We start from the raw sequence: 15,586 nt of genomic DNA, 5'->3' as shown, positions 1-15,586 counted from the left end.
TCCAGTCGTCCGAATCAAAATCCGGTCTATGGCCGAGCCAGTGTGATCGCCAGGCGCTCCTCGTACTACCTCGTTTTCCCGTGCCCCGCCGAGCCTTTCGGCTCTGCGTCTCGGCCCCGGGTCGGTGTCCGTGTCGCTCTGACTTGGAATAAGTTACGCAGGCATTCGCACCATGTCAAATCCCCAGGTAGATCGGGGTAAACGACGGCTGAACGCTCAACGGCGCGCCAGTTCTGCGGCGAACTCCCCGCGGACCCAGGCCGGGACGAACCACCCCGGCGCCTCGGTGACGAACTTTTCGCGATTCCAGGAGCCTGTGCCGGCCGGGACGACACCCACGATGTCGGCACCGGTGACGCGAGGCAGATCCTCACGGTTGCACTCGGCGGCCAGATCGGGGGCCGCGGGCCAGGAGCCGATCACCAGACCGGCGCAGCGGACCCCCGCGGTTTCGAGCGCACGCACGGTCAACTCGGTGTGGTTGAGGGTTCCCAGGCCCGCCGCCACGACGACCAGTACCGGCGCACCGAGTTCCCTCGCCAGATCGAGAAGGGTGAACTCCCCTATACGCACCAGCAGACCACCGGCGCCCTCGACCAGGACCGCGTCCGAGGTGTTCAGGTCGCGCACGGCCGCGGCGGTTTCGGCGAGCGTCAGCAGGGGCCGCCCGTCGCGCCGGGCGGCGGTGTCGGGCGCGAGGGGATCCGGGTACCGGACGAGTTCGCGGGTGACGAGCGGACCGGCCAGCTGTTCGACGACCGCGAGGTCGCCGGGCTCACCCGCGACGACTCCGGTCTGGGCGGGTTTACATACCGCCACGGATCGCCCCTCGGCGGCGGCGGTCGCGGCCAACGCGGCGGTGACGACGGTCTTGCCGACATCGGTGGAGGTGCCGGTGATGAGCAGCGGGCTCATGCGGAGACCACCTCCGGAGCGCGCGATCCGGGCGCACCGTGTCCCTCGTCCTTCCTGCGCGCCTCGGCCAGTACGTCGGCGAGGACGGTCGCGACGGTGTCCAGCTCGGCTTCGGTCAGGTCGGCGCGGGCGGTGAGGCGCAGCCGGGACGTGCCTTCGGGGACGGTCGGCGGGCGGAAGCAGCCGACGTCGAGTCCACGGGCGATGCAGGCCTGGGCGGCGTCGTAAGCGACCTGCGCCTTGCCGAGCACCACCGATACCACTGCGGAATCCGGTTCGGGCACGTCGGCCACCCGGGAAATGGCGGCGGCATTACGCAGGACGCGACCGGCCATGCCGGGATCGCGGCGGAGCAGATCCAGTGCGGCGCGGGCGGCGCCGACAGCCGCGGGCGCGAGGCCGGTGTCGAAGATGAAGGTGCGCGCGGCGTCGATCAGGTGGGCGCGCACACGTTCGGCGCACAGCACGGCTCCGCCCTGCGCGGCCAGCGCCTTGGACAGGGTCGCGGTGACGATCACGTCCGGCTCTCCTGCCAGCCCCACCTCGTGAACCAGGCCGCGGCCGCCCTCGCCGCGCACCCCGATGCCGTGCGCTTCGTCCACGATGAGGACCGCGCCGTTCGCTCGGGTGACGTGATGCAGTTCCACCAACGGCGCGAGGTCGCCGTCGGCGCTGAACACCGAGTCGGTGAGCACCAGGGCTCGTTCCTCGGTGCGGCTCGACAGCAGACGGTTCACTTCCGCGACGTCACCGTGCGGGGCGATCTCGACTCTGGCGCGGGAAAGGCGGCAGGCGTCGACCAGAGAGGCGTGCGAGGCGGCGTCGGACACGACCAGCGATCCGCGTCCGGCCAGTGCGGTGACCACGCCCAGGTTGGCGGCATAGCCGGAGGCGAACACCAGTCCGGCCTCCGCGCCGGCGAACTCGGCGAGCTCGGCTTCGAGCGCGGCGTGATCGGCGGTGGTTCCGGTGACCAGTCGTGAACCGGTCGATCCCGCGCCCCAGCGGCGCACCGCCTCGATTGCACCCTCGATCACCGCCGGATGCCGGGTGAGCCCGAGGTAGTCGTTGGAGGCCAGGTCGATCGAGGGCGACTGCGGCTGCCTCGGCCGTAGTTCGCGGCGCAACCCGGCGCCGACACGCGCCCGCGCCCGTTCGTCCAACCAGCTCAACGGATCAGTAGTCACAGCACAGCAGCATACTTGAACACCGTTCAGGTCGGCTGGCGGTCGCCACTCAGCCGTTGAACCACTGCGGGGTGTCCAGGCGGAAGAGTTCGCCGGGAGCCAGGACACGCAGGTCGTGCTCGAGTGCGGCGAGCCGGTCCGGGCCGAGGGTGCGCGACCAGCGGTCACGGATGCGGTCGAAGGCGCGTGCCGAGCGGTCGAGGGCGTCGTCGGCGCGGTCTGTCAACGTGCACACCTTGCGCCGGGCGTCGGCGGGATCGACGCTCAGGCGCAGGTAGCCCAGCCGTTCGAGGATGTCGATGTGCTTGCCCGCGGCTTGCTTGGAGACACCGAGCGCGCGGCCCAGGTCGGCGGCGGTGCAACCGTTCGGGCCGCCCGCACGGGCGATCGCCTGGAAGACGAAGCCGTGCATGGGGCGCATGTCGGCGTGGCCGTGTGCGGCGAGGTCGGCGTGCACCTCGTCGATCACCGAACGGAACGCCAGCAGGAATCGCATCGGCAGCTCGTAGCCCGCGCCGGCAGCCGCCGACGACGCCACCTCCCCTGCCGATTCCCCCGCCGCGGGCGCCGCCGGCGGAACGGACTCGTCGCGCCTAACGCTTGACATATTCGACAACCTCGTTGACTATTTCCGTCATCATCATTCCGACAATCTAGTTGTCCATCTTATCGAGGGGTACCCCATGACCGTCGTCCGCCACACCGAGACCCGCCGCACGGAGACGCCCGGTGGCGTCATGACCACTCTGGCCTCGCCCACTCAGGGCGGGGCGAGCACCGCGCTGTGGCGGGTGGAGGTACCGCCGCACACCTCGGGACCGCTGCACGAATTCGATGTCGAACAGATCTGGACGGTGCTCACCGGTTCCCTGGCGGTCGACCTCGACGGAAGCTCGCACGACGCGGCGGAAGGCGATACCGTCGTCCTTCCCGCGGGCGTGCGGCGACAGATCAGCAGCGGACCCGAGGGATACAGCGCGATCGTGACCGCGCCCGCAGGCGCGCAAGCGCGGACACCGGAGTCGGACTCACCGGTCGTGCCGCGGTGGATCGCTTGATTCCAGCGATCGGCTCCGGCACGGCGAAAGATCGACAGCACGACCTGACATCCGCGCCCCTACAGATGCGGAGGGGTGGGAACAGTCCACCCCGGCAGGTGTCAACGTCTTCGACCGCGCCGTTGGCCGGGAACGATAAGGCCCGCCACACCTGAGACGCACGGCTGGACCCGCCGGGTCGGGTCCGACCCGCCTAATGAGTGACGGCGCGGGCCACCGCGCCGATGGCGGCGGTGATCGACTCGACCTCGGCGGGAGTGCTGATGAACGGCGGCATCGTGTAGACGAGGTTGCGGAACGGGCGCAGCCAGACACCGGCCTCGACGGCGGCGGCGGTGGCGACCTTCATCTCGACCGGCCGATCGAGCTCGACCACGCCGATCGCGCCGAGGACGCGCACGTCGACGACGCCGGGCGATCCCCGCAACGGCTCGAGACCGGCGCGCAGGCCGGACTCGATGGCGCGGACCTCGGCTCGCCAGTCGCGGGAGAGCAGTGTCTCGACGGACGCGACGGCTACCGCGCAGGCGAGTGGATTGCCCATGAAGGTGGGGCCGTGCATCAGACCGCCGTGGGCGGCGCTGATGGTTTCCGCGATCCGGGTGGTGCACAGCGCGGCGGCGAGGGTGAGGTAGCCGCCGGTCAGCGCCTTGCCGACGCACATGACGTCGGGGCGTACGTCCGCATGCCCGGCGGCGAACAGTTCGCCGGTGCGGCCGAAGCCGGTGGCGATCTCGTCGAAGACCAGCAGGACCTCGTGCTCGTCGCAGAGGCGGCGCAGGTCGGCGAGGTAACGGGGGTCGTGGAAACGCATGCCGCCCGCGCCCTGCACGACCGGCTCCACGATCACGGCGGCGAGTTCGCCCGCGTGCGCGGCGATGACGGAGGCGAGTTCGTCGACGTAGCCGGGGCGGTAGTCGGCGGGCGGCGGGCCGACGAAGATCTGTTCGGCGAGGACGTCGGTCCACAGCGCGTGCATGCCGCCCTCCGGATCGCAGACGCTCATGGGGGTGAAGGTGTCGCCGTGATAGCCGCCGCGCCAGGTGAGCAACCTGCGCTTGCCCGGCTTGCCGAGACTGCGCCAGTACTGCAGACACATCTTGACCGCGACTTCCACCGAGACCGAGCCGGAGTCGCAGAGAAAGACCTTGTCCAGGCCGGCCGGGGTGAGCTCGACGAGCAGTTCGGCCAGGCGGGCGGCCGGTTCGTGGGTGAGGCCGCCGAACATGACATGACTCATCCGGCGGGACTGCTCGAGCAGCGCGGCGTCCAGCGCCGGATGCCGGTAGCCGTGCACGGCGGCCCACCAGGAGCTCATGCCGTCGATCAGTTCACGTCCATCGGCCAGGGTCAGACGCACCCCCGACGCGCTCGCCACCACCAGCGGTTCGGTGGTGGCGGGGAAGCCGCCGTAGGGATGCCAGACGTGGGCCGCGTCGATGGCGGTGATCCGGTCCTGGGTCAGCGCTCCTGCGATGGGTGCCCCTGCGGTCGGTGCCCCTGCGGTAGGTGCCCCTGCGGTCGGTGCCCCTGCGGTAGGTGCCTCTGTGGTCGGTGCCTCTGTGGACAAGTCGGTCCTCGCGGGGTGTCGAACTCACGGGTTCTCGCCCCGGCCGGGGCGACTTGAACGATGTTCAAGTTAGCAGGACGACACGCGCCCCGGACACCGAGTCCGGTTCCGAGGTGTGACCGATGTGACGCCGGTGCACCACGACACCTACGTGAGCGCGGTTCGGCGCTACTGTCGTGTCCATGGCTCAGCCCGACCCCGCGCCAAGCGATGTGACGCCCCTCGGCACCTGGCCGGGGTCGGCGTATCCCCTTGGCGCGACCTATGACGGCGCAGGCACCAATTTCTCGTTGTTCACCGAAGTCGCCGACGCGGTCGAGCTCTGCCTCATCGATCGCGACGGCGCCGAGACCCGGATCGCGCTCGAGGAGGTCGACGGCTACGTCTGGCACGCCTATCTGCCGACGATCGGCCCCGGCCAGCGCTACGGATTCCGTGTGCACGGCCCCTACGATCCCGAGCGCGGATTGCGTTGTGATCCGAGCAAACTGCTGCTCGATCCCTACGGCAAGGCGTTCGACGGCGACTTCGACGGCGATCCGTCGCTGCACACCTACGGCCTGGACTCGCTCGGCCACACCATGACCGGTGTGGTCATCAACCCCTTCTTCGACTGGGGCGCCGACCGCCCGCCGAATCGGCCCTACCACGAGACCGTCATCTACGAAGCCCACGTCAAGGGCATGACGATGACCCATCCGGATGTGCCGGAGGAACTGCGCGGCACCTACGCGGGCATCGCGCATCCCGCGGTGGTCGAACACCTGAAGGCGTTGGGCGTCACCGCGATCGAGCTGATGCCGGTGCACCAGTTCCTGCACGACCGGATGCTGCTGGACCAAGGGCTGCGCAACTACTGGGGCTACAACAGCTTCGGTTATCTCGCCCCGCACAACGAGTACGCGGCCAGCGCGCGCGGCGGGGCCGCGGTCACCGAGTTCAAGGCGATGGTGCGGGCGCTGCACGCCGAGGGCATCGAGGTGATCCTCGATGTGGTCTACAACCACACCGGTGAGGGCAACCACCTGGGCCCGACGATCGCCTTTCGCGGCATCGACAACGCCGCCTACTACCGGCTGCTCGAGGACGATCCATCGAAGTACAAGGACTACACCGGCACCGGTAACAGTCTCAATGTGCGCCACCCGCACACCCTGCAGCTGATCATGGACTCGCTGCGCTACTGGATCGTGGACATGCACGTCGACGGCTTCCGCTTCGATCTGGCGGCGACGCTGGCGCGCGAATTGCACGACGTGGACAAGCTTTCCACCTTCTTCGATCTGGTGCAGCAGGACCCGGTGGTCAGCCAGGTCAAGCTGATCGCCGAACCGTGGGACGTCGGCGAGGGCGGCTACCAGGTCGGCAACTTCCCCGGTCTGTGGACCGAGTGGAACGGCAAGTACCGCGACACCGTGCGCGATTACTGGCGGGGCGAGCCGTCGACGCTGGGCGAGTTCGCCTCCCGGCTGACCGGTTCCTCGGACCTGTACGAGGCGACCGGCCGACGTCCCGGCGCGAGCGTCAATTTCATCACCGCCCACGACGGTTTCACCCTGCGCGACCTGGTGTCCTACAACGAGAAGCACAACGAGGCCAACGGCGAGGACAATCGCGACGGCGAGAGCCACAACCGGTCGTGGAACTGCGGTGTCGAAGGCCCCACCGATGATCCGGAGATCCTGGCGTTGCGTGCGAGGCAGCAGCGCAATCTGCTGGCCACCCTGATCCTCAGTCAGGGCACCCCGATGCTCGCGCACGGCGACGAGATGGGACGCACCCAGCAGGGCAACAACAATGTGTACTGCCAGGATTCGCCGCTGGCGTGGATGGACTGGTCACTGGCGCAGACCAATGCCGACCTGCTCGAATTCACCCGCTCGGTGATCGCGTTGCGCACCGCGCACCCGGTCTTCCGGCGCAGGCGGTTCCTGGCGGGCAGGCCGATCCGGCCCAAGCACGTCACCCACGACATCGCGTGGCTGACGCCGACGGGTGAGGAGATGACCGCGGCGGACTGGGACAGCGGCTTCGGCAAGGCCCTGACGGTGTACCTGAACGGACGCGCCATCCCCGAGCCCGGCCCGCGCGGGGAGCGCATCACCGACGATTCGTTCCTGCTGTGTTTCAACGCCCACCACGGCCCGCTCGATTTCGTGCTGCCCGGTTCGGAATACGGCCTGCGCTGGGTGGTCGAGCTGAACTGCTCGACTCCCGACGGCAGCGACGGCGAATCCTACGAGGCCGCCTCGACCCTGCCCGTGCCCGGCCGCTGCCTGCTGGTACTGCGTTGCACCGAACGACTGTGACACTGCCATGACCGTGCCCGAGACTCCCGAACTCGCCCACCGCCCCGACGTCGTCGTCGGCAGGAGCGCGGCCAGGCAGACCCCCGTCCGCAGCACCTACCGGCTGCAACTGCGCCCGGACGCGCTGACCTTCGCCGATGCCCGCGCCATCGCGGAATACCTACAGCAGCTGGGCATCTCGCATCTGTACCTGTCCCCCATCCTCACCGCGGCGCGCGGCTCCACCCACGGCTACGACGTGACCGACCCGACCACGGTGTCGGCGGCGCTCGGCGGCCCGCTCGGCCTCAAGGCGCTCTCCGACGAGGTGCGCACCCGCGGCATGGGGTTGATCGTGGATCTGGTGCCCAATCACGTCGGCGTCGCCGATCCGCGGCAGAACCCCTGGTGGTGGGATGTGCTGCGCAACGGCCGGGAGTCGGCGTTCGCGCGGTTCTTCGACATCGACTGGAGTCCGGGCAACGGCGCGGGCGGGCGGCTGACCCTGCCGGTGCTGGCCAACGAGAACGATCCGGCCGCGCTCACCGTGGACCGCACGGGGCCCGAACCCATGCTGGCGCTGCACGATCTGCGGTTCCCGATAGCGCCGGGCACCGACGGCGACAATCCGCTGCGCATCCACGACCGCCAGCACTACCGCCTGGTCAGCTGGAAGGCGGGGGTGTGCACCTATCGCCGGTTCTTCGCCGTCAGCACGCTGGCGGCGCTGCGCCAAGAGGATCGCGAGGTCTTCGACATCACCCACCGCGAGCTCGCCGCCTGGTGCGAGCACGACCTCATCGACGGTGTGCGGGTGGATCATCCGGACGGCTTGTCCGATCCGGCCGAGTACCTGGCCAGACTGCGGCAGCTGATCGGGCCGAACCGGTTGCTGCTGGTGGAGAAGATCCTCGCCAACCGGGAGCCGCTGGACCCGACCCTGCCGGTCGACGGCACCACCGGCTACGACGCACTCGCCTGGATCGGCGGAGTGCTCATCGACCCGAAGGGCGAGCAGGCGCTGACCGAACTGTCACGCCGCTTCGCCGGGCACGGCAGCGACCGGGCCTGGATCGGCGAGACCGAGCACCGCATCAAACGGGCGGTGGCCGAGAGCATTCTGGTTCCCGAACTGCGCAGGCTGGTGGCCGCGATCAAACGCGACGCGGCCGCGGAGTCCTTCGACACGCTGGCGCTGACCAATGCCGTCATCGAGGTGCTGGCGTTCATGCCGGTCTACCGGGCCGATTACACGCCGCTGGCCGGGATGACCGGCGCGGTGATCGCGGAGGTCGAGCGGCGCAACAGCGAACTGAGCGCCCCGCTGAAGGTGCTCGTGGCCGCGCTCGCGGTGGGCGCGGAGGCGGCCACGCGGTTCGAGCAGGTGTGCGGTGCGATGACGGCGAAAGCCGTGGAGGACACCATGTTCTACCGCGCCGCCCGGCTGGTGTCGCTGCAGGAGGTGGGCGGGAACCCGGCGCGGTTCGGGCATTCGGTCAACGAGTTCCATCTGGCCAATATCGAGCGGGTGCGACGCTGGCCGGCCGGGATGACGACGCTGTCCACCCACGACACCAAGCGCGGTGAGGACGTGCGGGCGCGGATCGGAGTGCTCTCGCAGGTCGCGGGAACCTGGGCGAAGTCGGTGGAGTCCTGGCTGGAGCAGACTCCCCCGCCCGACGGCGCGACCGCGTTGATGCTGCTGCAGAACATGTTCGGGGTGTGGCCGGCCGACGGGCGGCCCGCCTCCTCGGTGCCCGGCCTGCGTGAGCGGCTGCACATGTACGCGACGAAGGCGATCCGCGAGGCCGGTCTGCGCACGTCGTGGGAAGATCCCGACACCGAGTTCGAGACCGCCGTCCACGTGTGGCTGGACGCGGTGATCGACGGAGCGGTGGGCGCACAGCTCAGCGACCTCACCCACGATCTGGCCCAGCACGCCTGGTCGGATTCGCTGGCGCAGAAACTGCTGCAACTGTGCGGGCCGGGAATTCCCGATGTGTACCAGGGGTGCGAGTTGTGGGAGGACTCGCTGGTCGACCCGGACAACCGCCGTCCGGTCGACTTTCCGGCGCGCACCGGAATGTTGCAATCACTCACCGGCACACCGGCATTGGACACCACCGGCGCGGCGAAGATGTGGGTGGTGGCCTACTCGCTGTGGCTGCGCCGGGAGCGCCCGGAGTGCTTCGTCGGGGGCTCGTATCTGCCGGTGTACGCCACCGGGGAGCAGTCCGAGCGAGTGGTCGGCTTTGCCCGCGGGCGAGTCGGCGAGCCGCCGGAGGTGGTCGTGCTGGTCACCCGGCACAGCGTCGGGCTGGCCGACACCGGGTGGGGCGATACGGCGGTCGACCTGCCGCGGGGCGCGTGGACCGATCGGCTGACCGGCCACACCTTCCAGGGACGCACCCGGATCGAGCAGATCTTCGCGCGCCTGCCCGTCGCCCTGCTGGTGCGTTGAGCGCGATCGGCGTGGACTCTCCCCGCGCCGGTTTCCTCGGAGCACGTGCCGCCGATCCGTCTCGGCGGCAGGCCTTCCCGTACACCTGACCTCGATCCCGCTCGGAAACCGAGTGCTGCTCTTCGTCGAGCATCACCCGGTGAGCGGACCGACTGTGCCCGTTGCCGCGCGTGCGGTCGACGTTGTCCGTAGGCGCGGCCGGACTCTCGAGTTGCTCGTGATCGCTCAGGACCGCCTGCCGATCAGCGCTTCCGGCGTGCTGTCTCCCGAGGAGCGCGGCCGGACATCGTGGGAAATCTGTCGTGAACCCCTGTCGCCGCCCGGCGCGGCGTCACCCGGGGCAGGCGGGATGGGCTCGATCAGGCCTGCCGGGACGCGTCCGCCGAGGTCCGCACGCCACCGGCGCAGGTTGCTCGGCTGGTAGTCCTGGTCGGCGACGACCGTCGATGCCAGTCGCACCCCGTGGTCGCCTTCGACCACCGGCTTGCGCCAGGAATCCCAGTAGAAACGGCTGTGCCGGTGGGCCAGTGAGCGCAGTGTGCGCGCGACGTTGAGCACCCGGTAGCCGGGGCCGAGAGAGTCGTGCAACTTCAGGTGCTCCGCCACCTTCACGCACTGCCCGGTCAGGCAATCGACGAGACCGTCGTCGAATGCCAGTCCCTCCGCCCGAGCCTCGGCAACCATCCATCGGAAGGTGGCGTCGGACAGCCCGCACTCCGCGTAGCCGCCGCCGATATCGCTGTGCACGCCGGCGAACCAGACCTGCTTGACGCGCTCGCGGTGGCCGCGGTGCTTGATCCGGCGGTGCTTGACGTGCAACGGCACCGGCACCTGCCACAGGCAGGGCTCGAAATTGCGCCTGCGTTCGTCGAGAGCGAGCGCCTGCCGGGCGCACAGCACCCATTCCGAGAGTTTGACGTTGTGGAAGCTGTGCCGCCACGAAGTGACACCGGGGACGCCGAGCGCGCCGACGGTATCGAAGACGCCGAGGAAGTCGACCGGAGCCGACCGGCTGTGCTGCCTGCGGAAATCCTCCCACTCCTGTTCGGTCGGCGCGGATTTCCAGTTGCTCAGTCGTTTGCCGCCGAGCCTGCGGTACATCCCGAGCGCGGTCGGGTAGTGCCCGCCGATCATCGACTCGGGGCGCATCATCCCGATTCGATCGATGAGCCCGACCAGACTGCGCGCGGTGTAGGCGCCGCGGCTGAAGCCGAAGACGAAGATCTCGTCGCCGGGTTCCCAGTTGACGGCCAGCTGCCAGTAGGCGGCGGACAGGTTGGCCTCCAGGCCGAGGCCGAATGCACCGCCGATCAGGCGATCCGCGGCGAATCCGCGGGCGCCGGGACCGGAGATGTAGATGACCTGCTGACGGATCGTCGAGCCGTTCGGGCCCGGCGCTTCCATCCGCACGGTCTGCGCGATCTTCACGATATTGGACACGGTGCTGCTGTTCTCGGCCTTCCAAGTGCCGTCGCAACACACCACCAGGCGCTTCTTCATGGCTCTGAGTCTCCGTCCGACCGATGTCGAAAACCCGCGTAGTTCGCTACTCGATTCATCATGTCGCGACGAGGTCCGTGTCCACCGGAGACGCGCTCTACCTGCGTGAACAGGCTGGACGGTACCGCCGAGTACGGCCCGCCGTGGCGAGCCGTACTCGGCGGCGCGGCGCTCACGCGGCCTTGCGCAGACCCAGATACTGCAGTGCGGCGAATCCGCCCACGACCAGCGCCTGCAGCACCGCCCACACCGCGCCCACCGTGGTGAGACCGAGGACGCCCGCGGCGAGAGCAGCCACGCTGACCGCCGCCCATACGGCGTTCGTGGCGATCACGCCCCGGACCGCGGCGGTGCTGATGCGGGCGGGCAGGCCGACCACCGTCACGAGGACGGCGTAGGCGATCAGGAAGGCGCCGAGGCCGAGGGCGAGGCCGCGGTCGAGACCGAGCAGCGACTCCAGCGGCGCCGACAGTGCCAGATAGGCCAGGCCGTTGACGCCGGTGACGAGTGCGTCGGCGCGCAGCGACAGACGCAGCAGCCGGTCGCCCGAGTCGAACAGGGCGGACAGCCGGGCCGCGGGGGTGTAGGTGGTCATGATCGTCTCCTTCTCTGAAGGGGTTCGGACAGGAAGTGGCGCGGGTCAGGCGTTGGCGGGGACCTTGTCGAGGAAGCCGTAGACGCGGTCGATACGGCCCTGCGAGAGCACCGCGACATCGAAGCCGACGATCAGCGCCTCGCCGTCGGCCGGACCGAGTTCCCAGGTGAAGCGCACCTGGTCGTGGTGGGCATCGACCGGCCCGGACAACCGGAACACCAGTCCGGGGAACTGCGACTGCACCGCCGCGATGCCCGCGTCGATGGCGTCACGGCCGGTGAGGTCCATCAGCGGGTCGACGTAGCCGGGGGTCTCGGTGAAGACCCGCCCGACGGCCGCTCGGCGGGCCGCGGCGTCGGTGGTGTTCCAGATCTCCAGGTACTGCGCGACCAGGTCGTTCATGGTGTTCTCCTCGTGGGCTCTTCCGGTGGGTACGGAACAAACGGTAGGGACGGGGAGGGGGTCGCCGAATCTGTCGCCTATAGGTACTTTTCGGCCGCGCGGTAGGTAGCCGGTTACGGTGAACCGGTGCTGTACGGACGCGAGAGCGAGCAGGCACGCATCGATCAGCTGCTCGGTGATGCGCGGGCCGGGCGCAGCGGGGCGTTGGTGCTGCGCGGTGAACCCGGAGTCGGTAAGTCGGCGCTGCTCGATCACGCGGCGGCGCAGGGGCTGGTGACGGTCCGCAGCGCGGGGGTGGAGTCCGAGGCGGAACTGCCGTTCGCCGGGTTGCACCTGCTGGCGCGTCCGGCCGCGCCGCTGATCGAGCGATTGCCCGAGCGGCAGCGGAAGGCGCTGCTCGGCGCGTTCGGCGTCGGCGACAGCGGGCCCGGCGATCGGCTGCTGATCGGACTCGCGGTGCTGTCGCTGCTCGCCGAGGAAGCCATCGAGCATCCGGTGCTGTGCCTGATCGACGACGCGCACTGGCTCGACCGCGCCACCGCCGAGGCCCTGCTGTTCGCTGCCAGGCGACTCGACGCCGAGGGCGTGGCGATCCTTTTCGCCACCCGCGCCGGACCGGAGGATTTCCCCGCGCCCGGCCTGCCCGAACTCCTCGTCGGACCGTTGCGCCACGAGTCGGCCGCCGCCCTGCTCGACGAACTCGAGCCCGATCTCGCACCGGACCTGCGGATGCGCGCGCTGGGCGCGGCGGCGGGGAATCCGCTCGCCCTGCGCGAGTTGCCCGCCGTGCTCGCGGCGAGCGCACCGGACGAGGGGCCGAATCCGCTGCCGTTGACCCAACGCCTGCACGTCGCCTTCCATGGTCAGGTGAGCCGGTTGCCCTCGGCGACACAGTCGTTGCTGCTGGTGGCCGCCGCGGCCGGAACCACCGAGATCGGCCCGGTCCTCACCGCGGCGGCGAGACTCGGGACCACGCCCGCCGATCTGGGGCCTGCCGAGGAACTCGGCCTGATCGCAGTCGACGGTCACCACCTGCGGTTGCGACACCCCCTGCTGCGCTCGGCGATCTATCGGGGCGCGCCGTTGAGTTCACGACTGGCCGCGCATCGCGCACTCGCCGACACCATGACCGAACCCGACCGAGCCGACCTGCGGTCGTGGCATCTGGCGAGCGCGGCCACCGGCCCCGACGAGCAGATCGCGATCGCGCTGGAGGACACCGCGGAGCGAGCGCGCCTGCGCAGCGGTCATCACGGGGCGGTCGCTGCCTACGCACGCGCGGCCGCGCTGAGCACCGATCAGCAGGCCCGCGTCCGCAGGCTGGTGCTGGCCGCCGAAACCGCCGCCGAGGCAGGCCTTTTCGAGTCCGCCATGAATATCTCGGCGCGGGCGGCCGCGCAGACGAGCGACCCGCTGCTGTCGGCCCGGCTCGACCTGGTCCACGGCAGCGCGGAGTTCGGCACCGGGCAGCATCTCGCGGCTCATCGCCGTCTGCTGGCCGCCGCCGACGTGATCTCGACCCGGCAGCCGTCGCTGGCCGCGCGCATCCTGACCCAGGCGGTGCACGCCGCCTGGTACCTCGGGGAAGGCGAACTCGCGCAGACCGATTCGCGCCTGCGCGCACTGAGCCTGGACGACGCGGAGCCGGCCGCGCCGATCCTGCGTTGGGTGCTCGCCGGTCTGTACGGCCGATCCACAGGTGATCTGCGGGCGGCGGCAGGCGCGGCAGGCAGTCCGCGCGATCTCGTCCTGCTGTGCGGCGCCGGACTGGTGCCCGGGCACGACGATCAGGTCCGTGACCTGGCGGCGGAACTCGTCGCCCGGTGTCGGGAGGAGGGCCGGATCGGGCTGCTGCCGCCGCTGCTGTTCTTCCTGGCCGAGGCGGAGACCTTCCTGGGCCGCCCTCGCGAAGGGTTCGTCATCGCGACCGAAGGAGCGCGGATCGCCGACGATATCGGGCAGCGACACTGGGTCAGCCAGTTGACGGCGTTCCTCGCCTACCTCGCGGCGCTCGACGGACATGCCGAAGACTGCTCGGCCGCGGTCGAGCGTGCGCTGGCGGAGCAGTTCGGCGGGCCGAGCGCCGCGGGCGCGACCTGGTGCCAGGCCGCGCTGGGCATGCTGGCACTGGGGCTCGGCCGGGTGGACGAGGCGATCGGCCGGTTCAGCGCGCTCACCGTCGAACCGGCGCGCCACCAAGTGGTGGGTTTGCGTTCGCTGCCCGATCTGATCGAGGCCGCCGTCCGCCTCGGCGATCGGGAACTCGCCGGTGGCGCCCTGATCCGGTTGAGCCGGTGGGCCCGCGATTGCGGTCAGCCCTGGGTGCGCGCACTGGAACAGCGGAGCCGGGCGCTGATCGCCGAGGGGCCCGAGGCCGGGGAGTTGTTCGAGGCCGCGCTCGGCTCGCGACCGCGGCCGTTCGAGGAAGGGCGCACCCGTCTGCTCTACGGGGAATGGTTGCGTCGCGCCCGGCGCAAGACCGAGGCGCGCACCCAGCTGCGCACGGCGCAGGAGATCTTCGCCGGGCTGGGCGCGAGCCCGTGGGCCGAGCGCGCCGAGGTCGAGCTGAGGGCGCTCGGCGAGGGTGGCGCGGCGCGGCCGGGTTCAGGGCCACAGGCGGCACTGACGCCGCAGGAATTGCAGATCGTCCGGCTGGCCGCGCGGGGCATGTCCAACCGGGACATCGCCGCGTACCTGTTCCTGAGTCCGAGGACGGTAGGCCATCACCTGTACAAGGCGTATCCGAAACTCGGCGTCGCCTCGCGCGGCGAACTGGCCGCGCTCTCGCTCGAGGCGGATTGATCGTTCTCCGCCCCAGCGCTCTGTCGTGGCTCAGCGCTCGATCGATGTCGCGGCCGGGGACGCCGGGGACGAGGTAGGCCACGCGCACCGACGCCGCGGCGGCCGCCGCCAGCACCGCCACCTGAGCCGAGCCGGTGATCAAGCCGAGTACCAGCGCGATCGCCAGTCCGGCGACCACGGCCTCCAGCTTGTACACCGGCCACGCGCTGCCCGCGATTTCGACGGTGGGATGGTGAACCGTTGCCATGTGTTCAGGGTACGCGCGCGGAAAAGTTCGGGCTACCGAACTCATCGTGATCGGGAACACCCGCCAGGGCGCGACGGTTGTCGCAGTCATGCCATTGACCGGAGAATACGCACCGAGCCCGTCCGACTGGGCGCGCGAGCAGGCCGAGACCTACGAGAATTCCGGCGGTACCGAGGCCGCGACCCTGCAGGGCAAGCCGATCATCGTCCTGACCACCAAGGGCGCCAAGACCGGCAAGCTGCGCAAGACCCCGCTCATGCGCATCGAGCACGGCGGGGAGTACGCGGTCGTCGCCTCGCTGGGCGGCGCCCCGAAGCATCCCGTCTGGTACCACAACATCAAGGCCGAACCGCACGTCGAATTGCGCGACGGCGAAGCTGTCGCCGACTACACCGCGCGTGAGGTCACCGGCGAGGAGAAGAAGGTGTGGTGGGAGCGGGCCGTGGAAGCCTGGCCCGATTACGCCGAGTACCAGAAGAAGACCTCCCGCGAGATCCCCGTTTTCGTGCTGACACCGCGCTGACCACGGCTATCACCGCTGCCACCCGCCGAGCGCGCCAT

Annotated in this window: 12 protein-coding genes; 5 read left to right on the top strand and 7 right to left on the bottom strand. The window is 70.0% G+C overall.

Going from position 1 to position 15,586, the window contains the following annotated elements; all coding sequences use genetic code 11:
• Positions 1-216: 216 nt before the first annotated feature.
• The 3 genes from bioD to NS3_RS26680 are packed head-to-tail and all read right to left on the bottom strand — an operon-like array spanning position 217 to position 2,709.
• The gene (gene bioD / locus NS3_RS26690; RefSeq protein WP_067865341.1) at positions 217-915 is read right to left on the bottom strand and encodes a dethiobiotin synthase; all 699 of its coding nucleotides are present in this window, start codon (positions 913-915) and stop codon (positions 217-219) included.
• Complete coding sequence (locus tag NS3_RS26685; RefSeq protein WP_067865338.1) at positions 912-2,102, bottom strand: 8-amino-7-oxononanoate synthase; 1,191 nt, start codon at positions 2,100-2,102, stop codon at positions 912-914. The genes bioD and NS3_RS26685 overlap by 4 nt, the downstream gene beginning before the upstream one ends.
• Positions 2,103-2,151: 49 nt before the next feature.
• Entirely contained in the window at positions 2,152-2,709 is a 558-nt protein-coding gene (locus NS3_RS26680) for a MarR family winged helix-turn-helix transcriptional regulator (protein WP_084495964.1), read from the bottom strand.
• Between the two features lie 76 nt (positions 2,710-2,785).
• On the opposite strand from NS3_RS26680, the gene NS3_RS26675 reads away from it, so the two are divergent.
• The gene (locus NS3_RS26675) at positions 2,786-3,160 is read left to right on the top strand and encodes a cupin domain-containing protein (RefSeq protein WP_067865335.1); all 375 of its coding nucleotides are present in this window, start codon (positions 2,786-2,788) and stop codon (positions 3,158-3,160) included.
• Positions 3,161-3,353: 193 nt separating this feature from the next.
• On the opposite strand, the gene NS3_RS26670 is transcribed toward NS3_RS26675, so the two are convergent.
• On the bottom strand, positions 3,354-4,637 hold the full coding sequence (locus tag NS3_RS26670) for an adenosylmethionine--8-amino-7-oxononanoate transaminase (protein ID WP_067865358.1): 1,284 nt from the start codon (positions 4,635-4,637) through the stop codon (positions 3,354-3,356).
• A 275-nt stretch (positions 4,638-4,912) separates the two neighbouring features.
• Between NS3_RS26670 and glgX the strand changes: the two genes are divergently transcribed.
• Together glgX and treY are read left to right on the top strand one after the other, a co-directional pair.
• Positions 4,913-7,039, top strand: a complete 2,127-nt coding sequence (gene glgX, locus NS3_RS26665; RefSeq protein WP_067865333.1) for a glycogen debranching protein GlgX — start codon at positions 4,913-4,915, stop codon at positions 7,037-7,039.
• 7 nt (positions 7,040-7,046) lie between these two features.
• Positions 7,047-9,479, top strand: a complete 2,433-nt coding sequence (gene treY, locus NS3_RS26660; protein WP_245649830.1) for a malto-oligosyltrehalose synthase — start codon at positions 7,047-7,049, stop codon at positions 9,477-9,479.
• 225 nt (positions 9,480-9,704) lie between these two features.
• Here the strand turns inward: treY and NS3_RS26655 are convergent, their stop codons facing one another.
• The 3 genes from NS3_RS26655 to NS3_RS26645 form a co-directional block, all read right to left on the bottom strand.
• Positions 9,705-10,979 carry a T6SS phospholipase effector Tle1-like catalytic domain-containing protein gene (locus tag NS3_RS26655; RefSeq protein ID WP_084495962.1) on the bottom strand — a complete coding sequence of 425 codons (1,275 nt, stop codon included), beginning with the start codon at positions 10,977-10,979 and terminating at the stop codon, positions 9,705-9,707.
• A gap of 172 nt (positions 10,980-11,151) precedes the next feature.
• The gene (locus tag NS3_RS26650) at positions 11,152-11,574 is read right to left on the bottom strand and encodes a hypothetical protein (RefSeq protein WP_067865330.1); all 423 of its coding nucleotides are present in this window, start codon (positions 11,572-11,574) and stop codon (positions 11,152-11,154) included.
• A gap of 45 nt (positions 11,575-11,619) precedes the next feature.
• The gene (locus NS3_RS26645; RefSeq protein WP_067865327.1) at positions 11,620-11,976 is read right to left on the bottom strand and encodes a nuclear transport factor 2 family protein; all 357 of its coding nucleotides are present in this window, start codon (positions 11,974-11,976) and stop codon (positions 11,620-11,622) included.
• Positions 11,977-12,102: 126 nt separating this feature from the next.
• On the opposite strand from NS3_RS26645, the gene NS3_RS26640 reads away from it, so the two are divergent.
• Both NS3_RS26640 and NS3_RS26635 read left to right on the top strand, forming a co-directional pair.
• Positions 12,103-14,778, top strand: a complete 2,676-nt coding sequence (locus tag NS3_RS26640) for a helix-turn-helix transcriptional regulator (protein ID WP_067865323.1) — start codon at positions 12,103-12,105, stop codon at positions 14,776-14,778.
• 335 nt (positions 14,779-15,113) lie between these two features.
• Positions 15,114-15,548 carry a nitroreductase family deazaflavin-dependent oxidoreductase gene (locus tag NS3_RS26635; protein ID WP_067865353.1) on the top strand — a complete coding sequence of 145 codons (435 nt, stop codon included), beginning with the start codon at positions 15,114-15,116 and terminating at the stop codon, positions 15,546-15,548.
• Positions 15,549-15,586: the final 38 nt, after the last annotated feature.

Origin of the sequence: Nocardia shimofusensis NBRC 100134 (assembly GCF_001613125.1) — a bacterium.
In the GTDB taxonomy this organism is placed as follows: Bacteria; Actinomycetota; Actinomycetes; order Mycobacteriales; family Mycobacteriaceae; genus Nocardia; species Nocardia shimofusensis.
Note: the sequence above shows the minus strand (reverse complement) of the source record. Positions and strands in the feature narration are given on the sequence as shown.

Coding starts and splice junctions, on each gene's coding strand:
- bioD (WP_067865341.1), bottom strand. CDS start 915: ATGAGCCCGCTGCTCATCACCGGCACCTCCACCGATGTCGGCAAGACC.
- NS3_RS26680 (WP_084495964.1), bottom strand. CDS start 2,709: ATGTCAAGCGTTAGGCGCGACGAGTCCGTTCCGCCGGCGGCGCCCGCG.
- NS3_RS26675 (WP_067865335.1), top strand. CDS start 2,786: ATGACCGTCGTCCGCCACACCGAGACCCGCCGCACGGAGACGCCCGGT.
- glgX (WP_067865333.1), top strand. CDS start 4,913: ATGGCTCAGCCCGACCCCGCGCCAAGCGATGTGACGCCCCTCGGCACC.
- treY (WP_245649830.1), top strand. CDS start 7,047: ATGACCGTGCCCGAGACTCCCGAACTCGCCCACCGCCCCGACGTCGTC.
- NS3_RS26655 (WP_084495962.1), bottom strand. CDS start 10,979: ATGAAGAAGCGCCTGGTGGTGTGTTGCGACGGCACTTGGAAGGCCGAG.
- NS3_RS26650 (WP_067865330.1), bottom strand. CDS start 11,574: ATGACCACCTACACCCCCGCGGCCCGGCTGTCCGCCCTGTTCGACTCG.
- NS3_RS26645 (WP_067865327.1), bottom strand. CDS start 11,976: ATGAACGACCTGGTCGCGCAGTACCTGGAGATCTGGAACACCACCGAC.
- NS3_RS26635 (WP_067865353.1), top strand. CDS start 15,114: ATGCCATTGACCGGAGAATACGCACCGAGCCCGTCCGACTGGGCGCGC.